The 19,739-nt window shown below is 73.4% G+C and carries 14 protein-coding genes; 4 read left to right on the plus strand and 10 right to left on the minus strand.

Annotated features, from left to right (window positions below; translation table 11 throughout):
* Positions 1 to 6: 6 nt before the first annotated feature.
* The 10 genes from IO40_RS0124480 to IO40_RS0124525 all read right to left on the minus strand — a co-directional run bounded on the left by IO40_RS0124480 (position 7) and on the right by IO40_RS0124525 (position 16,081).
* Positions 7 to 1,308: a membrane protein gene (locus IO40_RS0124480; RefSeq protein ID WP_031176142.1), complete on the minus strand. Its 1,302-nt coding sequence runs from the start codon at positions 1,306 to 1,308 to the stop codon at positions 7 to 9.
* A gap of 1 nt (position 1,309) precedes the next feature.
* Positions 1,310 to 2,842: a right-handed parallel beta-helix repeat-containing protein gene (locus IO40_RS0124485; RefSeq protein WP_031176143.1), complete on the minus strand. Its 1,533-nt coding sequence runs from the start codon at positions 2,840 to 2,842 to the stop codon at positions 1,310 to 1,312.
* A 9-nt stretch (positions 2,843 to 2,851) separates the two neighbouring features.
* Positions 2,852 to 4,828 (minus strand): heparinase II/III family protein, encoded by a 1,977-nt coding sequence (locus tag IO40_RS0124490; protein ID WP_031176144.1) that lies wholly within the window; start codon positions 4,826 to 4,828, stop codon positions 2,852 to 2,854.
* The gene (locus IO40_RS0124495) at positions 4,825 to 7,014 is read right to left on the minus strand and encodes a bi-domain-containing oxidoreductase (RefSeq protein WP_031176145.1); all 2,190 of its coding nucleotides are present in this window, start codon (positions 7,012 to 7,014) and stop codon (positions 4,825 to 4,827) included. Before IO40_RS0124495 ends, IO40_RS0124490 begins: the two co-directional genes overlap by 4 nt.
* Before the next feature lie 28 nt (positions 7,015 to 7,042).
* The gene (asnB, locus tag IO40_RS0124500; RefSeq protein ID WP_031027548.1) at positions 7,043 to 8,977 is read right to left on the minus strand and encodes an asparagine synthase (glutamine-hydrolyzing); all 1,935 of its coding nucleotides are present in this window, start codon (positions 8,975 to 8,977) and stop codon (positions 7,043 to 7,045) included.
* 3 nt (positions 8,978 to 8,980) lie between these two features.
* On the minus strand, positions 8,981 to 10,546 hold the full coding sequence (locus IO40_RS0124505) for a Wzz/FepE/Etk N-terminal domain-containing protein (protein WP_031176146.1): 1,566 nt from the start codon (positions 10,544 to 10,546) through the stop codon (positions 8,981 to 8,983).
* Positions 10,543 to 11,955 (minus strand): Wzz/FepE/Etk N-terminal domain-containing protein, encoded by a 1,413-nt coding sequence (locus tag IO40_RS0124510; RefSeq protein WP_031176147.1) that lies wholly within the window; start codon positions 11,953 to 11,955, stop codon positions 10,543 to 10,545. The genes IO40_RS0124505 and IO40_RS0124510 overlap by 4 nt, the downstream gene beginning before the upstream one ends.
* The gene (locus IO40_RS0124515) at positions 11,952 to 13,223 is read right to left on the minus strand and encodes a glycosyltransferase family 4 protein (RefSeq protein ID WP_031176148.1); all 1,272 of its coding nucleotides are present in this window, start codon (positions 13,221 to 13,223) and stop codon (positions 11,952 to 11,954) included. The genes IO40_RS0124510 and IO40_RS0124515 overlap by 4 nt, the downstream gene beginning before the upstream one ends.
* Complete coding sequence (locus IO40_RS0124520) at positions 13,213 to 14,529, minus strand: nucleotide sugar dehydrogenase (protein ID WP_016471318.1); 1,317 nt, start codon at positions 14,527 to 14,529, stop codon at positions 13,213 to 13,215. Before IO40_RS0124520 ends, IO40_RS0124515 begins: the two co-directional genes overlap by 11 nt.
* 73 nt (positions 14,530 to 14,602) lie before the next feature.
* The gene (locus tag IO40_RS0124525) at positions 14,603 to 16,081 is read right to left on the minus strand and encodes a sugar transferase (protein WP_031176149.1); all 1,479 of its coding nucleotides are present in this window, start codon (positions 16,079 to 16,081) and stop codon (positions 14,603 to 14,605) included.
* A gap of 938 nt (positions 16,082 to 17,019) precedes the next feature.
* Between IO40_RS0124525 and IO40_RS0124530 the strand changes: the two genes are divergently transcribed.
* From IO40_RS0124530 to IO40_RS0124545, 4 genes are all read left to right on the plus strand, one after another.
* Complete coding sequence (locus tag IO40_RS0124530) at positions 17,020 to 17,619, plus strand: P-loop NTPase family protein (RefSeq protein ID WP_016471320.1); 600 nt, start codon at positions 17,020 to 17,022, stop codon at positions 17,617 to 17,619.
* A gap of 56 nt (positions 17,620 to 17,675) precedes the next feature.
* On the plus strand, positions 17,676 to 18,560 hold the full coding sequence (locus IO40_RS0124535) for an AraC family transcriptional regulator (protein WP_031176150.1): 885 nt from the start codon (positions 17,676 to 17,678) through the stop codon (positions 18,558 to 18,560).
* Between the two features lie 8 nt (positions 18,561 to 18,568).
* Positions 18,569 to 18,961 (plus strand): VOC family protein, encoded by a 393-nt coding sequence (locus IO40_RS0124540; RefSeq protein ID WP_033229628.1) that lies wholly within the window; start codon positions 18,569 to 18,571, stop codon positions 18,959 to 18,961.
* A 118-nt stretch (positions 18,962 to 19,079) separates the two neighbouring features.
* Positions 19,080 to 19,634, plus strand: coding sequence for a GNAT family N-acetyltransferase (locus tag IO40_RS0124545; protein ID WP_016471323.1), 555 nt, complete (start codon positions 19,080 to 19,082; stop codon positions 19,632 to 19,634).
* The last annotated feature ends 105 nt before the right edge of the window (positions 19,635 to 19,739 follow it).

Here is a 19,739-nt window from a genome sequence, read left to right on the forward strand (position 1 = left end):
GTGAGGTCATCTCCCCTCCCCGGCCCATCGCGGGAAGCGTCGTCGGGAAACTTCGGGCGCCGACAGGGGCGGCGCCGCGGCGGGCGGCGCCGCCAGCAGCGAGGCCGCCACGGCCAGATGCAGCAGGTAGGGCGAGGCGTCGCCCAGCCCGGCCTCCGTGTACGACGCGATCGCGCAGTAGCTGATCAGGAAGATCGCGCAGGCCCGCGCCGGCGACGGTGGCCGCAGCAGCGCGACGCCGCCGAGCACGACGAGGGCGGTCGCCACCAGGGCGATGCCGATCCAGCCCTGTTCGTGGTAGACGGCCAGCCAGCTGTTGTCGATGGGCAGCCCGCCGAACGACTTGTCGCCCAGGCCCACGCCGAACACCTTCTCCGAGGTCGTCCGGGGCGCCGCCAGCAGCGCGTCCCAGACCTTGGCCCGGCCGGTGAGGCTGGAGAGGTTCTCCTGGCTCTGCCCGCGCAGGAACCACTCCCGTAACGCGGAGGCGAACCCCACCCCGGCCGCCGCGGCGCACAGCGCCGCCCAGGTGAAGAACCGGCGGGCGGCGGCACTGGTCAGCACGAGCGAGCCGATGGCCAGCGCCAGCCCGATCAGCAGACCGAGCGTGGCCGTCCGGGTGTGGGTCAGCAGGAGCAGGACGAGCGACGGCACGATGACCACCGCCGCGCTCACCCTGTCGGTGTGCCCGCTCAGGACGAGCAGCACGGCGAGCCCGATGATCACCGCGGCGTACTGTCCGATCTGCGGCGGGGTGAGCGGCCACAGCGCGCCGACCAGCCGCCCGCCGTACAGCTCGGGCATCGCCGCGCCCGGTGAGACGACCGCCCCGGCGGCGACCGAGCCGAGCACCGCGAAGTACATCCGGATGTGGTGCCTCACGAACGTCAGGCCGCCGTCCCACCATCGGGTGAGCAGCCACAGCGTGCTGACGAACAGAGCCAGCCGGGCGCAGCGGAACAGCGCGCCGAAGCCCGATTCCAGGTGCAGGCTGGAGAGCACGCTCGGCACCAGCAGCAGGGTGAGCAGGAGCACGAAGGCGCTGGGCCTGATGCGCAGCCGGGGATTGAGCGCGAGCGCCAGCGCGAACGCGGCGGCCAGCGCCCCCATGGTGACCATCTGGATGAGGGAGCGGGGCAGCGGGATGACGGTCTCGGCCCCGGCGGAGCCCAGCGTGTTGAGAACGAGCAGCCCCCACACGATGCCCACCGCCCTCGGTGTGGTGGTGGGGCAGGGCCCGGCGCCGGACCGTGCGCCCGCTGTACGAGGCCCGTCCGGCAGCCCGCCGTGCCGCGGATTCCCGCCCATCTCAACCACCGGCCCGCGGGTCGAGGGTGCTGTCCGTGTCCTGCCGGTACGGCGCGCTCTGCCACTGCCCGAAGTCGAGCACCCGGCTCGGGTCGTGGGCGACGAACGTCCACGGCCCGAGGTAGACGTTGTCGTGCCAGCGGTTGTGCTGCTTGTGGGTGATCGCCTCGGCCACCCGCTCGCCCTGGTACGGCGACCAGTCCGGATACGTCCCGTAGTTGGCCAGCACCGCCATCCGGCCGCACTTGACCGTGCACTCGACGACGGACTCGTCGAGCACGAAGCGGTTGTGATGGATGTCGACCCGCTGTGTCTTCCACCGGCAGTCGGCGTACAGCGGCGCGGTGGCGATCGCCGGCCGCGCACAGCGGTCGGTGTCCCGCACCAGCAACGTGCAGTCGCCGGAGGAGGTGTTGGCCGGACTGTTGCAGAACCGGTCGGCGTTCTCCCACAGGGTGATCCCGGACCAGTTGTTCTCCAGCACGTTCCGATAGATCTCGATCTTGTCCGTGCGGGCCTCGATGCGCGGCTCCCCGCCGGACTCCGACAGGTAGACCGTCGCGAACGGGAAGCTGTCGCCGCGGTCGGCGTTTTTGCGGCCCTCCACCCAGTTGTTCCGCCGGATCGCGTTCTCGCGGATGACCGCGTTGTAGCTGGCCTCGTAGATCAAGGCGGCGCCGTCGTTGGCCTCCAGAACGTTGTCCTCGATACGGAAGTCGTTGTTGTTGGTGTCGGCCCACAGCCCGGCTCCGCGGTTGCCGTGGACCCAGTTGCCGCGCACCTGAGCGCCGTCGACGGCCCAGAACTTCACCCCGCCCGTGCAGCCGCAGCCCGGCCGCCGCCGCTCCCAGTCGTCACGGTTGTTGGCCACGACCTCGTTGCCCTCGACCACCAGATCTCGGAGGGGGCCGTCGTCCTTGTAGGCGTTCATGCCGTACTGGCCGTTGCCGCGCAGACAACTGGCGCGGACCCGCTGGCGGGAGCCGGCCATCAGCCCGGCGCCGGAGTTGTGCTGGATCGTCGTGTGCTCGATCACCCACCCGTCGGCCGAATCGTGGTTGACCACGCCCTCGTCGTGCGGCGCCACGAAACCCTGCACGGTCAGATGGCGGATGGTGACATCCCCAGCCCTGCCGCCGAACGCGTACTGGTTGGTCTTCCGGCCGTCGAGCACCGCCCCCGGCGCGCCCAGGTAGCGGTTCCCCTTCTTGGGGACGACCTGGGAGTAGCGGTCCGGTTCGAGCCGGTGCTTGCCCGGCCGCAGCCAGAAGGTGGTGCCGGCGGGATGGCTCCGGGTCTGCGCGGCCAGATCGCCGACCACCGCCGGATCGACCTTCACCGCGCCCGCCGGCGCCTTCGTCGGCCCGGCCGCCGGTTTCGCGCACACCCGGGCCACGGACGGGGCCACCGACGCGGGCGGCCGGCCGGCCGGCTTTTCCGGGGCGCCGGGCGTGCCCACGCAGCCGGCCGCGCCCAGCACGACCAGCGCCGTCGCCGCCGCGGGCAACGCCCGGCGCCACCTCTCGACCCCCACGCGCCCCTCCTAGCCGTGGAACCTGAGTACGGTGGTGAACTCCTCCGTACCGTCGGCGAAGCCCGTGCCGACCAGCGCGGTGGCCGGTTCCTTGCGCCCGAAGCCGGGGGAGTACCAGCCCAGCGGCGGGTCGGTCTCCCCGCGGTGCGCCCGCCAGCTCAGCTGCCCGGGCAGATCGAGCACCGCGGAGCAGCTCTCGCCCTCCCGGGTCCAGGTGAGCACCGCCCGGTTCCCCGACAGGTCCGCGGCGATCGCCGGCCCCAGATGGAACGCCAGCCGCGCCGCCCGGCGCGGCCCGCGCACCGTGTCGACCACGCGCAGCTGACGGCTCGCGGCTGTCAGCTCCACCCGGCGGCGGTGCACGGAGCCCGGGTAGCCGTCGTGCTCGGCGCACCAGCGGGCCGTCCCCCCGTCGAGGGCGCCCGTGGGGTCCGCGACCAGGACGCGGCTGCGGGCGTGCCGGGTCCACAGGAACGGGCCGCCGGACACGGACTGGTCGGCGCCGTCGAGCTCGAGGGTGTTGTGGCCGAGCGTCGAGCGGAAGTACCGCCGCCACTCGGGCTGCCCGTGGTAGCAGAACGTCCCCGGGTCGGCCAGCACGTCGACGCCGTCGTGGCGGACCTCCACGGACAGCGCGTCCGCGTGGGCGTGCGCGGCGATCGACAGGAAGCCGTGCGGGCCGCCGTCGCAGCGGCACCAGATGCCCTCCGGGCCGCGCAGGACGGTCATGCCCGCATCGGCGAAGTGGGCCGGCCGGCGCACGGGCCGGCCCGTGGCCGGTGCGGTGCCCCCGGCCGCGTACGGCCGGACGAGCGCGGCCAGCAGCGGGGTGCGCACATCGGTGCCCGTCACCGCCGGCCACCAGTCGAGCCGGCCGAAGACGGCGTCCCCGGTGGCCAGCAGCGAGCCCCAGCGGTCGGTGCCGGCACCGTCGAGGACCAGACCGTGCCCGTCGTCCGCGTCCCCCTGGCGTGGCGGTCGCAGCCGGTCGTCCACGACGGCCGCGAGCGCGTCGGTCATCCGCAGCAGCACCAGCCGGACGGACGAGGGGACCGGCACGCCCGCCGCGTCCGCCTCGGCCACCGCCGCCAGGCCGAGCTCCAGCACGAGCCCGTGGTACTCGGTGGCCAGCTCGCGGTTGAGGCCGGAGCCGAAGGTGTTGGCCCGCAGGTGCCGCTCCAGCGAGCGCAGCGCCTCGGCCCGCCACCGCGCCGAGGACGGGAACCAGCCGAACGCGCAGGCCGCGGCGAACTGCCCGGCGGCCTCCGCGATGACGTGGTTGTTCGCCGACGAACCACGGCTGGGGAAGGCGGCCAGCCAGCGCTGGTGGTGCCAGATCTGGCGCAGTGCCACCGGATCGCGCTCGAACAGACCGGGCGCACCGGGCCAGCCGTCGAGCAGCCGGCGGATCCACACCCACGACAGCAGCCGGATGCCCAGCTCGATGCCGCTGACCCAGTGCACGCCCCGCAGCGGCGGGTTGGCCGCCCACCACGACCGCAGGTGCCCGGCCACGCGCTCGGCGTACCGCTCGTCCCCGGTGAGCGCGTAGGCGGCGGCCAGCCGGGTCAGGTACTGGTGCCGGGACGGCTCCCAGATCTGCTTGATGTCGCCGACGGCGTCCTCGTCGCGGTACGGCACGTCGAAGGCGTAGCCCTGGGGCGCCCGGCGCCCGGTCCTCGGGTCGTACGACCAGTCCGGGTCGGCCAGGTCTCCGCGGTCGGTCCCGAACCAGGTGGCGTGCCCGGCCATCAGCCGGTCCGCCTCCGCGAGGAGACGTTTCACGGCGTCCGGAGGCACCGCTTCGAGCGTCCCGGCGGGCAGCACGGCGGTGAACCGGGCGCCGGTCACACGCGGGCAGTGGGGCCGCGCCGTCCGCCACCGCTGCCTGCGCACCACGTCGGCCGCCCGGCCGCCGATCTCCCGCGGACCCATCCGGGACAGCCGCCGCAGGTACCAGCCGGCGCTCGTCCCACCCGCCTTCATCGCGCCCCCGTCAACGTCACCGGTGCGCCGCCGGCCAGCGCGGCCCGCACGGACAGGGTGGCCGCGGTGGTGGCGACCAGGGACTCCAGCGGCACCGGCATCGGCCCGCCGGTGCGCACGGCCCTGACGAACGCGGCCAGTTGGGCGTTCTGCCCCTTGTCCCGGGCCTTGGGCAGCCGCGATCCGACCCACTGCTTGCGGCGCCCGTCGTAGACGGCGGCGCGGACGAAGTCGTCGAGCCGCAGCACCTTGCCGTCCGCGACGAGGTCCAGCGTCTCCTTGGGGAAGCCGGGGGAGCCGGTGGTCACATAGCTGAGGGTGGCGGTGGACTCGTCCGGGTAGCGCAGCACGACCTGGAGGTCCTCGTTGCTGGACGCGGCGACCGCGTACACCGAGACCGGGTCGGCCTGAAGCAGCCAGCTCGCCGTGTCGATGAAGTGCCCGCCCTCACCGGCGAACCGTGTGCCCTCGGTGTCCTGCCGGAGGTACCAGCTGCCCTGCTCCAGCCGGCCCGCGTTGACCAGATAGCGCAGATGCGCCGGGCCGGTACGGGGGCCGAACCGCTGCCGGGCCTGCCGCAGCAAGGGCGCGAACCGGCGGTTGAAGCCCACCTGGAGCCGGTCGTTGCCGGACTCCTCGACCGCGGCGAGCACCCCGGCCAGCTCGTCCTCGGTGAGGGCCAGGGGCTTCTCCACGAACACGGCCTTGCCGGCCAGCAGCGCCCTGCGGGTCAGTTCGGCGTGCGAGCTGTGCCGCGTGACCACGAACACCGCGTCGACGGACTTGTCGCCGAGCACGGCGTCGAGATCGGTGGTGGCGTGGGCGAAGCCGAACTTCCGCTGCGCGTTGGCCCCCGACAGCGCCGTCGTGGTGACGACCGCCGCCAGCTCGACACCGTCACGCCGCGCCAGGTGCGGCAGCAGCATCGACGTCGCGTAGTTCCCCGCGCCGACGAACGCCAGCCGCACCGGTGAGGTGGCGGCCCGGGACGGGGCCGCCGCCGCGCCGCCGCGCCGCCGAACCGAAGGCAGGGCCATCTCCGGAGCCTCGGCCGGCACCGCCTGGCCGGGGTACCGGAACAGCACGGCCACGGCCTTCAGACCACCGTCCTTGAGGCGCTGGTAGGTCCCGACGGCATCGTCGAACGCGGCGATGTGGGAGATCAGCGGCTCCACGTCGATCCGGCCGCGGGCGATCAGGTCGAGGAAGCACGCCAGGTTGCGGCGCTCGGTCCAGCGCACATAGCCGATCGGGTAGTCGCGTCCTTCCAGTTCGTACTCCGGGTCGTAGCGCCCCGGCCCGTACGAGCGGGAGAACCGCACGTCGAGCTCTTTCTCGTAGTACGCGTTCCACGGCAGGTCCAGGCGGCACTTGCCGATGTCGATCACCCGGCCGCGGTCCCGGCACAACCGGGCCGCCAGCTCGACGGGTTCGTTGCTGTCGCCGCCGGCGGCCAGATACACCTGGTCCACACCCCGGCCGCCGGTGAGCTCGGCGACGGCGGTCTCCACAGCGGCCGACCCGGGACTGCCGCAGGCCGCGGCGCCCGAACGCCCGGCGAGCTCGCAGCGCACCGGGTCGGGATCGACCCCGACGACACGCACCGACGAGGCGGCCAGCAGCTGCACCACCAGCTGCCCGATCAGCCCGAGACCGATGACCAGCGCCACCTCACCCAGCTGCGGCTCGCCGCGGCGCACGCCCTGCAACGCGATCGACCCGACGGTGCCGAACGCCGCGTGGCGCGGCGCCAGACCGTCCGGCACCGGGGTGAAGAGGTTCTTCGGCACCCAGTTCAGCTCGGCGTGCAGCGCGTGCTCGTTGCCGGCGCACGCCACCAGATCACCGACGGCCACCTCGTCGATGCCCGCGCCGACCTCCTCGACCACCCCGCACAGCGAATAGCCCAGCGGCGTGTAGGAGTCCAGCTTGCCCATCACCTTGCGGTAGGTGGCGCCCACCCCGTTGGTGGCCACGCTCTGCATGACCTTGGCCACCTGGTCGGGACGGGAGCGGGCCTTGCCCACCATCGACATCCCGGCCTCGGACACCTTCATCAGCTCGGTGCCGGTGGATATCAGCGAGTAGGCGCTCCGGACCAGCACACCGCCGGGCTTGCACTGCGGCACCGGCACGTCGAGCAGCGTCAGTTCGCCGCTCTTGTAGTTCTGCACAACCTGTTTCACCCGAAGTCCTCTTCGTCTCTCGCGGTCTCTACGCCGTCAGGGGAGAGTCCTGGCCGGACCCGGAGGTCGCGCCGCGGTACCAGTACTCGAGGGTCAGCACGTGCCACAGATGCTTGGAGAAGTCCCGCTGCCCGGCGGCGTCCTCGGCGACGAGCCGCGCCAGCGCGTCACGGCGCAGGAACCCGGACCGCACGAGCACCCCGTCGTGCACCACCTCACGCACCAGCGGTGCCAGATCCCGGCTCATCCAGGCGCGCAGCGGGGCGCTGAACAGGCCCTTGGGCCGGTAGACGATCTCCCGGGGCAGGACCGAGGTGGCCGCCTCCTTCAGCACGGCCTTGCCCTGCCGCCCGGCGATCTTGCGGTCGCCGGGCACGGCGAAGGCCGCCTCCACCACCTCGACGTCCACGTACGGCACCCGCACCTCCGTCGAGGCGGCCATGCTCGACCGGTCCGTGTAGGCGAGGTTCAGGCCCGGCAGGAACATCCGGGCGTCGCCCAGGCACATCCGGTTGACGAAGTCGTCCAGGTCGTTGTCCTGGTAGACGTCCGCGTGCTCGGCCAGCACGTCGTCCACCGCGCCGGCCAGGTCCGGATCGACCAGGGCGAGCAGCTCGTCCCGGTCGTACATGGTGTAGCTGCGCCGGAACGCGGTCTCCTCCGGCAGATCGGCGAAGGAGAGGAACCGCTTGGCGAAGCGCACCGACCGGTACCCGCGCCGGGACGTGGCGACCGGCAGCCGGTCCACGGCCCGGGACAGGCCGCGCCGCACGGGACGCGGGACACGCTGATAGCGCAGCGCCAGCAGATTGGCCAGGTGCTTGCGGTACCCGGCGAACAACTCGTCGGCGCCCATCCCCGAGAGCATCACCTTCACCCCGGCCTCGCGCGCCGCCGAGCAGATCAGGAAGGTGTTGATCGCGGCGGGATCGCCGATCGGCTCGTCCAGGTGGTACGTCATCCGCGGCAGCAGGTCGAGCACGTCCGGAGCGATCTCGATCTCGTGCAGGTCCACGCCGAACCGTTCGGCCACCTGCCGGGCGTGGCGCAGATCGTCCGGCATCGCCTCGAACCTGGCGTCCTCGGCGCGGAACCCGATCGTGTATGCGGAGATCCCCGGCCGGTGACGGGCCGCCAGCGCGGTCAGATAGCTGGAGTCCAGCCCGCCGGAGAGGAAGGTGGCCACCGGTACGTCGGAGAGCAGATGCCGCCGGCTCGACTCCTCGACCAGGGCGGCCACATCCGGCAGCTCGCCGCTGCGGGCCCGCTCGCGGCCCTCGGCGGCGACATCCCTCAGGCTCCAGAACCGGCCGCGCTCGACCCGGCCGTCGGGCCGGCACCGCAGCCAGCTCCCCGGCGGCAGCTTCTCCGCCTCACGGAACGCGCAACGCGAGTCCGGCACCCAGTAGTAGAGCAGTGAGGCCACCAGCGCCGCGTGGTCCACCTCCAGCGATCCGCCGGCCACCGCGGCGAGCGCCTTGAGTTCGGAGGCGAACATCAGGCCCGTGCCGCGCCGCAGCAGGAACAGCGGCTTGATACCGAGCTGATCGCGGGCGAGCACCAGCTCACCGGTCCGCTCGTCGAAGACCGCGAACGCGAACATGCCGCGCAGCCGCGGCAGGCAGCCGGTGCCCCAGCGCCGCCAGGACTCCAGCAGCACCTCCGTGTCGGACGTACCGCGGAAGCGCACCCCCGCGGCCTCCAGCTGGGCGCGCAGCTCGGGCGCGTTGTACAGCTCGCCGTTGTAGGTGAGGGCCAGACCGCCGGAGACCATCGGCTGGGCGCCCGTCCCGGACAGGTCGATGACGGACAGCCGGCGGTGGCCGAGGTGCACTTCGCCGTCGCCGAGGGGATGGCCGTACCGGCCGGCCCCGTCGGGTCCGCGGTGGGCGAGGACATCGGTGAGCCGGTCGGTGACGATCTTCCCGTCCGGCCACCGGTACGTGCCTGCTATGCCACACATGTGCTACCGCGCCCCCTGGTCGTTGTCCGGGAACCGTGCGGCCGGCATCGACGGCCGCTCCGTCCGCGGCCGGTCCGTCGTGTTCTCCTCGGCCGGCCGCCCCACCGGCGGCCGGCCCGTTCCGTTCCGCGTGGCGGGCCCCCCGTGGAGGCCGCGCAGCGCGGTGTCCGCCCCGTCCCACAGCGTGCCGTCGGTCCGGTCCCGCGGATCGGGGTCGACCAGCACCACACCGAGCACCGGGATGTGCTGGTCCGCGAGCTGCCGCGCCACGGTGTGCAGCCACGCGGCGCTGCCGTGCCCGGCACGCACGACGAGCACGGTGCGGCGGCCGAGCCGCCCCAGGTCGGTCCACGCCGTGCCGGGCGCGACCGACCCCACACCCAGCCGGTACCCGGAAGCCGGCAGGTCCTCGGCACGCCCGGCGCCGACCACGGTCGCACCCTCCGGCCGGCGGCCGTGGGCGAGCTCCTCGCCGGGCAGACCGTCGACGACGACCACCGGCCCCTCCGCCGCCAGGGCCCCCGCGAGATCCAGGGCGATCAGACACGTGGTGCGGGCACAGCCCAGCTCCAGCAGCGACACGGGTTCGTCCGACTCGCGCACGGCCCGGGCCAGGGACGAGGCGAGCCGTTCGTGCGCCGCCCGGGTCCGCCGCCGCTGCCACCGCACGGCCCGCCGGCGGGGCGCGGCACGCAGCTCCGCGATCACCGAGGCCCCGAGGTGCGCCGCGATCTGGCGGCGCAGCACGGGACGGTCCGCCACCACCGCGCCGACCGCGGCCAGCGCGAGCCCGAGGACGAGACCGAGGACGGCCCCGACCGCCGCGTCGGTGACAGCGGCCCTGGCCAGGGAGTGCCGTACCGCGCGCGGCTCGTCCACGATCTGCGTACCGGCGATGAGCCTGGGCGTGCCGGTGCGTGCCTCGGCGGCACGCTGGTCGAAGTCGGCGATGCGCGAGTCGAGTTCGGCCCGGCGGGCGAAGAGCGACTCGGTCCGGGCCGACGCCTTCGGGTCGCTGCCCGGCTGGTTCCCGATCGCCTTGTTGACCTGGGCCAGCTCTTCCCGCATGCGGTCCCGCTGGTCGAGCAGGGCGTCGGCCTCGGCCTTCGCGGCCTGCCGTATCCGCCTCACGTGGTCCGCGACGAACGCGTCGGCCAGCGCCTTGGCGCGGGCCACCGCTTCCGCGTCGCTGCCGCCCGTCACCTCGATCTGCAACAGATTGTTGGACAGGCCGGTGCCCCGGTAGTCCGCCATGAAGTCTTCCGGTTCCTCCGCGGAGCCGAGGGACCGCAGGGCCTGGCCGGCGATCCGCGTGGTCCCCAGCAGCTCCACATCGGTGCGGATCAGCGTGCCGGTGTCGTTCGGCTGGTCCTGCTGGTGGGCGACCAGCACCTTGGTCACCGCGGTCGGCGCCGGAGGCAGCACGACCGCCACCGCCGCGCCGGCCAGCAGCCCCAGCAACGCCAGGGAGGACCACAGGCGCCGCCGCCTGCGCACGGCCGCCACCAGCGCGTGCAGGTCCAGCAGCGGAGCTGCTGCCTGCGGCTGGGAAGTCGGGCTCGTCGTCACACCGGACCTTCCGTCGCGTGGCCGCGGGCCGCGAGCGCCGGAACGGCGTCCTGCGAAGGGCCGCCGACCGGCCCCGTCCCCGAGGCGCGGACAGCACCGGCGACGACGACGCCGACGACCTCGTGCCCGCCGTCCGCGCACGCCTCGGCGACACCGGCCAGCTCCTCCGCCGTCCAGCTGCCCGCGCTGACGACGACCAGGGCACCGGATTCGGCATCCCGGTCCGGCACCGTCGGCCGGGACATCTGCACCTCCACCAGCCGCAGCGCGGGGGGCTCCGGGCCCGACGAGCCGGGGAGGCCGGAGGGGCCGGGCAACGGGGCGCCTTCGGACTCGGCGGCGAGCTGCCCTGCGGCGCGGCGGGCGATCCCGTCACCGTCCGGGACGACGACCAGCAGCCGCCGGGACCCCGGCAGCCGGTGCACGAGCCGCGCGCACACCCGCCGGTAGCGGATCCGTCTGCCGGCCTCGTCGCCGGATCTGTGCGGGACGGGCAGGTCCCACCGGGTCCCGGTGCCCAGCAGCCGGCGCACCACCGCCCGCGGGCCACGGCCACCCGGGCCGTGCGCGCGCTCCTCCTCGGGCACGTCCACGGTGCCCAGCGGCGCCGTGCCCAGTGCCGCGGCGATCTCCGGTTCGGTGCGCAGCCGGCGGTTCATCCGCGCGGCGACGAGATGTCCGACGACCGCGAGCAGGAAGAACAGCAGCGCCCCGCCGCCGACGAGATGCGCCCTCGTCGGCGGCGCCTCGCCCGTCGGCCGGGCCGCCGGCCCCATCACGACCATGTCGGCCTTGTCGTTCGCCGGGTCCGCCTCGTCCAGCTTCTTCATGGCCTCTTCCAGCGAGGTGCGCAGCTTCTCCAGCGTGGTGCGGGCCTGCACGCTCTCCACCGTCCGTCCCGGATCGGCCGCGTCGGCCAGGGCGGTGATGCGCCGGCTGGTCTCCCGCACCTTCTGCCGCAGCGCCTCGGGCCCCGCGGCCTCCTCGGGATCGCCGCCGCCCGCGATCCGCGCGGCGAACGTGACGAACTCCTGGGCCACCTGGTCGGACAGCTTCTGCGCGCGCTCCGGGGTCTCGGCCGTCCCCGAGATGCGGATGATGTTCCCGTCGGTGGCCTGCGCGCTCACCCGGTCCCGCAGCTCGCCGCCGCCGGCGCCCTGCCGGCCGAGCGCGGCGGCGGCGCGGTCTATCACCGCCGAACTGGTTGCGACCTGAGCCTGCGTCAGCAGCTCGCGCTGCTCCCACTGCCCGGGCAGCAGCACCGAGGCCGACGCCGTGTAGCGCGGCGGGAACAGCAACGAGGTGCCGTAGCCGACGAGGGCGCCCGCCACGGCGAGGGCCACGAGGAGCCGCCAGCGCCGGCTGAGTATCCGCCCGACGGTGGCCAGACGTATCGTGTCCTCGCTCAACGGCGCGGCCTCCTCCCCGCCCGGGCCGGGGCGCCCCCGGACACCGGGGCACGGCCGTCGCAGGCGGCGGCGTAGGCGGCGAGCAGCGAACGCTGGGAGTTCCGCCAGGAGAGCTGCCCGCTGATCCGCTCCTGGCCGGTCCTGCCCATCCGGGCCCGCTTCTCGGGATCGTCCAGCAGCATCGCGATGAGCTTCGCGAACTCGGCCTCGTCGTTGGCGGGCGCGTAGACGGCGGCGTCCCCGGCGGAGACCCGCGCCTCCCGCAGATCGAACGAGACGATCGGCCGGCCCATCGCCATGTACTCCAGAACCTTGTTCATGGTCGACACGTCGTTGAGCGGATTGCGCGGGTCGGGGGAGAGGCACACGTCCGCGGTGGACAGGTAGCGCACCAGGTCGGCGTCCGGGATGCGCCCGGTGAACTGCACCTGCTCGGCCAGCCCCAGCCGCCCGGACAGCTCCACCATCGCGTCGAAGGCGTCGCCGGCGCCGACGAACACCGCGTGCCAGTCGGTCCGCCCCAGCTCGTCGCGCACCTTCGCCAGGGCCCGCAAGGCGTAGTCGACGCCGTCCTGCGGGCCCATGACGCCCAGGTAGCACAGCAGATGAGGCTTGCCGCGCTTCAACTGAGGCTCGGGCGGCACCGGCCGGAACCGGTCCGTAGCGGGTGCGCTGCGCACCACGAAGACGTCCTCCGGCCGCCGTCCGCCGCGGCGCACCGCGACCTCCCGGTAGCTCTCGTTCGTGGCGAGCACGATGTCCGCGGCCCGGTAGGTGAGCCGCTCCAGCGCGCACACGGCGCGGTAGAGGACGTCCCGGCCGCGGCCGAACCGGGACAGGTACAGCTCGGGCACCAGATCGTGCTGGTCGAAGACGAACCGCGCGCCGCGCCGCTTGAGCCACAGCGCGGGCAGGAACAGCAGGTCGGGCGGATTGCACGCGTGGATCACATCGACCGGGCCGACCCTGCGGGCCAGCCGGGCCGTGTGCCACAGCGCCGCACCGTACTCCCGCAGATAGCCGGCGGGCCCGCCGGTGGCCGCACGCAACGGGTAGCGGTGGATCCGCACCCCGTCGATCTCCGCCTCCGGCTCCGTGTCCCGCTTGCTGCCCCGGGGGCAGATGACGTCCACCGTCCAGCCCGCGTCGCGCAGCGTCGTGCACTCCTGCCACACCCGCCGGTCGAACGGCACCGACAGGTTCTCCACCAGGATCAGCGCGCGCCGGTCCGGCCGGTCGCCACCGCTGGTCGTCGTGTCACCAAGCAAGGCCTATGTACCCCGGTTCGGTCCGGCGCGCCTCGGCGTCGGGAAGGCGGACAAGATCGATCAGTACCGGGCCCTCGCCCATGGGCAGCGCCGACAGCACGGCCGGATCACTGGTCCCCACCAGACACACCTCGGCGTGGTCGAGGACCTCGTCCACGGAGTCCGCGAGCAGCTGCGCCAGGTGCGGCAGCCGCGTCTCGATGTACTCGCGGTTCGCGCCCAGCAGCCGGGACATGCTCACGTTGGCGTCGTAGATCTTGAGGTCGTACCCCTTGCCGAAGAGCCGCTCCGCCAGCTCGACGAGCGGGCTCTCCCGCAGATCGTCGGTGCCGGGTTTGAACGACAGCCCCAGCAGGCCCGCCCGGCGCCTGCCGGTGCGCTCGACCAGCTCCACCGCGCGCTGCAGGTGCGCGGAGTTGGAGGGCAGCACATGGGCGAGGATGGGCACCGACACATCGGCCCGCTGCGCCGCGTGGACCAGACTGCGCAGGTCCTTGGGCAGGCACGAGCCGCCGAAGGCGAAACCGGGCCGCAGATAGGCGGGGCTGATGTTCAGCTTGCGGTCCGCCAGGAAGACGTCCATCACCTGGTGCGAGTCCACTCCGAGCGCCTGGCACACCGCGCCCAGCTCGTTGGCGAAGCCGATCTTGAGGCCGTGGAACGCGTTGTCCGCGTACTTGATCGCCTCGGCCGTCGGGATGGGCACCCGGAACACCTCGCCGGGCAGCCCCTTGTACAGCGCCGTCACCGCGTCACCGCTGGCCGTGTCGAGCTCGCCGATGACGGTCTTGGGCGGGTCGAAGAAGTCCCGCACGCTCGTGCCCTCGCGCAGGAACTCCGGGTTCACCGCCACCCCGACGTCCACCCCGGCCGTGCCGCCGACGTGCTTCTCCAGGATCGGCACCAGCAGGTTCAGACAGGTGCCCGGCAGCATGGTGCTGCGGAAGACGACGGTGTGCCGCCCGCCCCGCTCGGCCAGCGCCTCGCCGATCTGTTCGGTCACCCGCTCCAGATACGTGGTGCACAGGCTGCCGTTGGGCTCCGACGGCGTGCCCACGCACACCAGCGACACCTCACTGTCCCTGATCGCCTCGCGGACGTCGCCGGTGGCGCGCAGCGCCCCCGTCCGCACGACCTCGGCGACGAGTTCGCCGATCCGCTCCTCGACCACCGGCGCCCGGCCGCCGTTGACCAGGTCGACCTTCACCTGGTTCACGTCCACCCCGACGACCTCGTGCCCCATGTCGGCCAGGCACGCGGCCGATACACAGCCCACGTAGCCGAGCCCGAAAACGCTGACCCTCATGACCCGTCCCTCCCCCCAGGCAGGCCCTTTCGGCCTGCGATCCGTGCGACGGCCGTTCCCCGGCACCCGCGCATCAGTAGGCCCCCTGCCCGCGGAGCACCGCACGCAGCGTCTTCCACAAGATCACCGTGTCCAGGGCGAGCGACCAGTCCTCCACGTACCGCAGGTCCAGCCGGACCGCCTCCTCCCACGGCAGGTCACTGCGCCCGCTGATCTGCCACAGGCCGGTGAGCCCCGGCTTGACCAGCAGCCGCCGCCGGATGTCCGGTCCGTACGCGGCGGACTCCTCCGGCAGCGGAGGCCGCGGACCGACGAGCGACATCGAGCCGGTGAGTACGTTGAACAGCTGCGGGAGTTCGTCGATCGAGTACCGGCGCAGCACGGCACCCACCCGGGTCACCCGAGGGTCCCGGCGCAGCTTGAAGAGCAGGCCGGCGCCCTCGTTGCGGTGGGCCAGCGCGGCCCGCGTCCCGTGTGCTCCGGCGACCATGGTGCGGAACTTGAAAATGGTGAACTCCCGGCCGTCCTTGCCGACCCTGCGCTGGCGGTAGAGCGCCCCACCGCGGCTGTCCGCCACCACGAGCAGCGCGACCAGCACCATCAGCGGTGCGAACACCACCAGCAGCAGGGCCGCGCCGAGCCGGTCGACGACCTCCTTGACCACCCGGCGGCCCCCCGTGAAGGCCGGCATGCTCACCCGCAGCAGCGGGATGCCGAGCACCGCATCGACGTGCAGCCGCGGGCCGGCCACCTCCATCAGCACGGGCGCCACGACCATCTCGGCGTCGCTGCCTTCGAGGTTCCAGGCCAGCCGCTGCAAGCGGTCCGGTGACCAGTGCGGATCCGGTGTGATCGCGACGACACGGAAGCCGTCGCGCCGGACGTGTCCCGCGACGTCCGCCAGCCGGCCGACGACCGGTACCCCGTCGAGCTGGTCGCCGTCGATACCGCGGCCGTCGGTCGTGCACACCGCGTCCACCCGCCAGCCCAGATGCGGGAACTTACGTGCCCGGGCGATCAGATCGCGTACGGTGGCCGGGCTTCCGGCCGCGAGCACCGGCCGCAGACACCGCCCTTCCTTGCGCTGCTTGTGCAGCCACAGGCGCAGCAGATACCGCGCGGTCATGGTGACGAGCGCGATCGCGGGAATCGCGACGAAGATCCAGAGTTTGATGTTGCGCGAGGTCAGGGCGATCCCGCCGAGCGCCAGCACGACGGCCGCCGTGAACAGTCCGCGGCCGAGCCGGCGGAACTCCTCGGCGCCCTGACCGAGCACGACCGGGGCCCAGGCCCGGCTCACCGCGAGCGCCGCCAGCACCAGCAACTCGGTGCCGAAGGCGAGGATGCCCCATTTCTCGTGCCAGTTGGCCGCGTCACGGGCCCCGAAGAAGCCACCGATCGCCGCCACCACGAAGGCGGTCGTCACGGTGTCGGTGACGATCACCGTACGGCGGTACCGCTGCTCCCAGTCGGTCGCCGGCCAGCCGATCGCCCCGTCCGCCAGACGCCCGCGCGCCGACGGAAAAGGGCTGGCTAATTCCCCCCGTTGCACGGTTCCCCCCCAGACAGCCAGTGTTCCGACGTTTTCGCCCAGCACTGTTCCTCCCCCCGGGGAGGCTCACGCCCCCCGCAGCGATCTCCCCCGCGGGGAGCCTCCGCCCCCGCGCCGCGCTGTACCTCCCCGGCGGGACGCCCACGCCCCCCGCGCACGACATCCCCGCACGTCCGGCGCCCCGGGCACACCCCACCCCCGCGGCGGTGGCCTCGGATGCCCGCCGGACCTCGAAGGTGCGCGAAGACCTGCCGGGTCCCGGGTGCTCCCCGCACCCGGTACCCGCTCGGCCTCCGGTAAGCGATCACGCCCACACCTGGTGCCGGGGACGCGACTGCTGACTGTGTGCAGCGCCGAACTAAAGATCATTTTTCATCGCTTCATGCCCGAAGGCCTGAAGCACGGTCAATCTAGACCATGCGGAGCCGGTATGAAGAGAGGATGTGGAGAATTGGTGCCCAAGCTTTGAGACACGCTTCACTGATCGATGACAGTCTCCGTACGCCTCGATGTCACCACCCGCTCCCGCAGCTCACCCGGGCAGCGCGCTGCCGCCCGCCGACAGCACGGAAGAGCCACACCGGACGTTCCGCGACCGGCGTCCGGAAGGCGCACCTGGACGGCGCACCCGCGCATCCGGAGGCGCGGGCGCCTGGGCGGTGAGCCCCCGGCGCATCCGGAGCCGCGGGCCCCTCGGCGAAGGGACGCCGGATGACGCGCTCCACAGCCGCGGCCCCCTGGGGCAACCCTCCATCTCCCGCGCAGGCCCCCAACCACCGCGGGAGCGGGCCCCTTGGGCACCGACCAGCCGAATGCGCACGCTGGCCGCCCGGGCCCCGGCCGGTGGTCTCCGACAGGCTGACGCGGGGAAGAATGCGAGCAGTCGGGCCGCATGCCCATGCCCCGCCGGTACCCGCCTTCGCCGCACGGAGGTCACCATGGCATCACCCGGCAGGCCGCCGAGGCGGATCGCCGTGGTCGGTCCGGTCGCCTCCGGCAAGAGCACTCTCGCAGCTGCCCTGGCGTCGCACACCAACCTGCCGAACATCGAGCTGGACTGCCTGTTCTGGGGGCCGGCCTGGACGCCTGTCCCCGCCGCGGAGTTCCACGCCCGGGTACGGGACGCACTCGCGGGCGAGGACTGGATCGCGGAGGGCAACTTCGGTGGTGCGGTCGCGGACACGCTGCTGGCGCGGGCCGAACTGGCCATCTGGCTGGATCTGCCGCTGCGCCTGTGCCTGCCCCGTCTGGTGGTCCGGTCGGTACGGCGGGCCGCCACCGGACGAGAACTGTTCTCCGGGAACCGTGAGACGCTCCGCCACTTGCTGGCCCGTGATTCGATCCTGTGGTCGGGCCCGGCCCATCATCACCGGGACCGCCGCCGCTGGTCGGCCGCGCTCGCCCGGGCAAGCGCCGCAGGCACACCACTGGTGCACCTGCGCAGCGCCCCGTCCGTTGCGCCCCTCCTCGCGGCGCGCGGGCTCCTCCCGCCGGAAGCCACCACGCGAGGGCAGGGGTTCTCCCGCTCCCCGCGGTGAAACCACCCGGCACGCTGGCTTCTCGTCCTGCCTCGCGGGGAGGGAGACTGACCGCCGTGACGAGGCAACGCTCCCTTCTGGGGCGGTACGTGAAGACGTTGGACGCGTACGATCTCGGCCCCGGCCCGGTCGGCGTTCACCGCGGACTGCCCTCCACCACCGTGTCCCTCACCCTCCCCCTGGACGACCCGGTCGAGATCGGGTGGGCCGCACGTTCCGCCCCGCGCACCCGCCACCGCGCCGCCGTGGCCGGGCTGCACCTGGACGCGGCCGAACTGCGGCAAAGAGGGTGCACCCGCGGGGTGTATGTGACTCTCAGCCCGCTGGGCACCGCCGCGCTGCTGGGGCTTCCGGCGTCCGCGCTCGCCGGGCACGTGGCCGACCTCGCCGACGTCGCCCCGGCGCTGGCGGACCTGCCGGAGCGGCTGGCCGCCTGCCGGACCTGGCCACAACGCCAGGCGCTGGTCGAACACGCCCTGCTCACCGGCCTCGCCCGGCACGGCGAACGCGACAACGCACCGGAACTGCGGGCGATGCTCGCGGCGCTGGCCCGCACCTCCCGCGTGCACGAGGCCGCCGAGCTGGTCGGCTGCTCCAGACGCCACCTGAGCGGCAGGCTCCGTACGGAACTCGGGGTGACACCGAAGGAGTACCAGAGACTGGTCCGTTTCGAAGCCGCCCGCAGCCGGCTCGCGGCACTCGGCACCACACAGGCCGGCCTGGCGGACGTGGCCGCCGCAGCGGGCTTCGCCGATCAGGCGCATCTCTCCCGTGAGTGGCGGGCCATGGCCGGATGCGCACCCACCCGATGGCTGCGCACCGAAGGCCCGGCGGCCGGGGGCGGGCCTGCCCACTGCCGGTCGCTCGGCGAGGAGACCGTGCCCGGCGCGGCCGGGGCTGTTCCCAGATGTTCAAGACGCGGCGGCGCCCCGACCGCATGATCGAGCGCATGACGCATCACCGGATCCTGCCCCGCCTGATCGTGCCCGACCCCGACCGCGCGTCGGCGTACTACCGCGACGCCCTCGGAGCCGAGGAGGTGTTCCGCGCCCCGGGCGACGACGGCCGGCCCACCGTCGTGGAGCACCGCCTCGGTGGCTCGTCCTTCCGGGTCTCACCCGCCGTCCCGGCATGGGGATGGCTCTCACCGGACGATCTGGGCGGCTCAGCTGTGCTGATGGAGATCGAGGTCGACGACCCGGACGGAACCGGCGCACGGATGACGGCGGCCGACGGCGCCGAGGTGGCCGTACCGATCGAGAACCGCCCCTACGGCAAGCGCTCGGGCCGCATCCGGGACCCCTTCGGCCACCTGTGGATCATCACCGGAGAGCCGCGCTGAGCGAGCCGTCGGCGCCGCGGCGGGGGAGAGGGCAGCGAGGGCGGGGTGAGGCCGGGCGCCGGCACCGGAGGGACTCAACCACCCCGCTCCGCCGGCTCCCCCGGTAGAGTCCACGCGCATGTACCCGATCAGCCGTTGCGGCCATCGACTCGCGCTTCGGGAACTGACCCCGGAGGACGCGGACGCCGTGTACGGGATCTACGGCAGTCCGCAGGCCACCGAGCACCTGTCCTTCGCACCCCGCTCCCGTGACCAGGTGCGCGACCTCCTCACCCGGTCGATCGCCTCGGCGGCGTCCGATCCGCGGGAGGAGTACGCCCTCGCGGTGACCGAGCGGGCCGGCAACGAACTGATCGGCTTCGGCCGCCTCGCCATGGACCCCCACCAGCCCCGCGGCGCGACCTTCGGCTTCGCCCTCCGCCCGGCCTCCTGGGGCCTCGGGTACGGGACCGAGACCGTCCGGCTCCTGCTCGGCCTCGGCTTCGAGGAACTGCACCTCCACCGCATCTGGGGCGCGCGTTCCCCGCTCAACGAGGCATCGGCACGCACCATGCGGGCCGCGGGAATGACGGAAGAAGGACGCATCCGCCAGCACATCCACAAGGCAGGCGCGTGGCGCGATTCCATCGTCCACGCGATGCTCGACAGCGAGTGGGAGACGGCGGCACGCTGACGCCGACGCCGCATACAGCCGCCCCCGGGTCCGCGGTGGCGCGCGGCGCGCGGCCCGGCCGGGGCACCGCGGCCCCGGTCGGACCCGCCGGGACACCGGCGGGGG

Source organism: Streptomyces albus subsp. albus (assembly GCF_000725885.1).
Taxonomy (GTDB): Bacteria; Actinomycetota; Actinomycetes; order Streptomycetales; family Streptomycetaceae; genus Streptomyces; species Streptomyces albus.

Excerpts from the sequence above, each read along its gene's own strand:
- asnB (WP_031027548.1), bottom strand. The coding sequence starts at position 8,977 with ATGTGTGGCATAGCAGGCACGTACCGGTGGCCGGACGGGAAGATCGTC.
- IO40_RS0124480 (WP_031176142.1), bottom strand. The coding sequence starts at position 1,308 with ATGGGCGGGAATCCGCGGCACGGCGGGCTGCCGGACGGGCCTCGTACA.
- IO40_RS0124530 (WP_016471320.1), top strand. The coding sequence starts at position 17,020 with ATGGCATCACCCGGCAGGCCGCCGAGGCGGATCGCCGTGGTCGGTCCG.
- IO40_RS0124540 (WP_033229628.1), top strand. The coding sequence starts at position 18,569 with ATGACGCATCACCGGATCCTGCCCCGCCTGATCGTGCCCGACCCCGAC.
- IO40_RS0124520 (WP_016471318.1), bottom strand. The coding sequence starts at position 14,529 with ATGAGGGTCAGCGTTTTCGGGCTCGGCTACGTGGGCTGTGTATCGGCC.
- IO40_RS0124545 (WP_016471323.1), top strand. The coding sequence starts at position 19,080 with ATGTACCCGATCAGCCGTTGCGGCCATCGACTCGCGCTTCGGGAACTG.
- IO40_RS0124490 (WP_031176144.1), bottom strand. The coding sequence starts at position 4,828 with ATGAAGGCGGGTGGGACGAGCGCCGGCTGGTACCTGCGGCGGCTGTCC.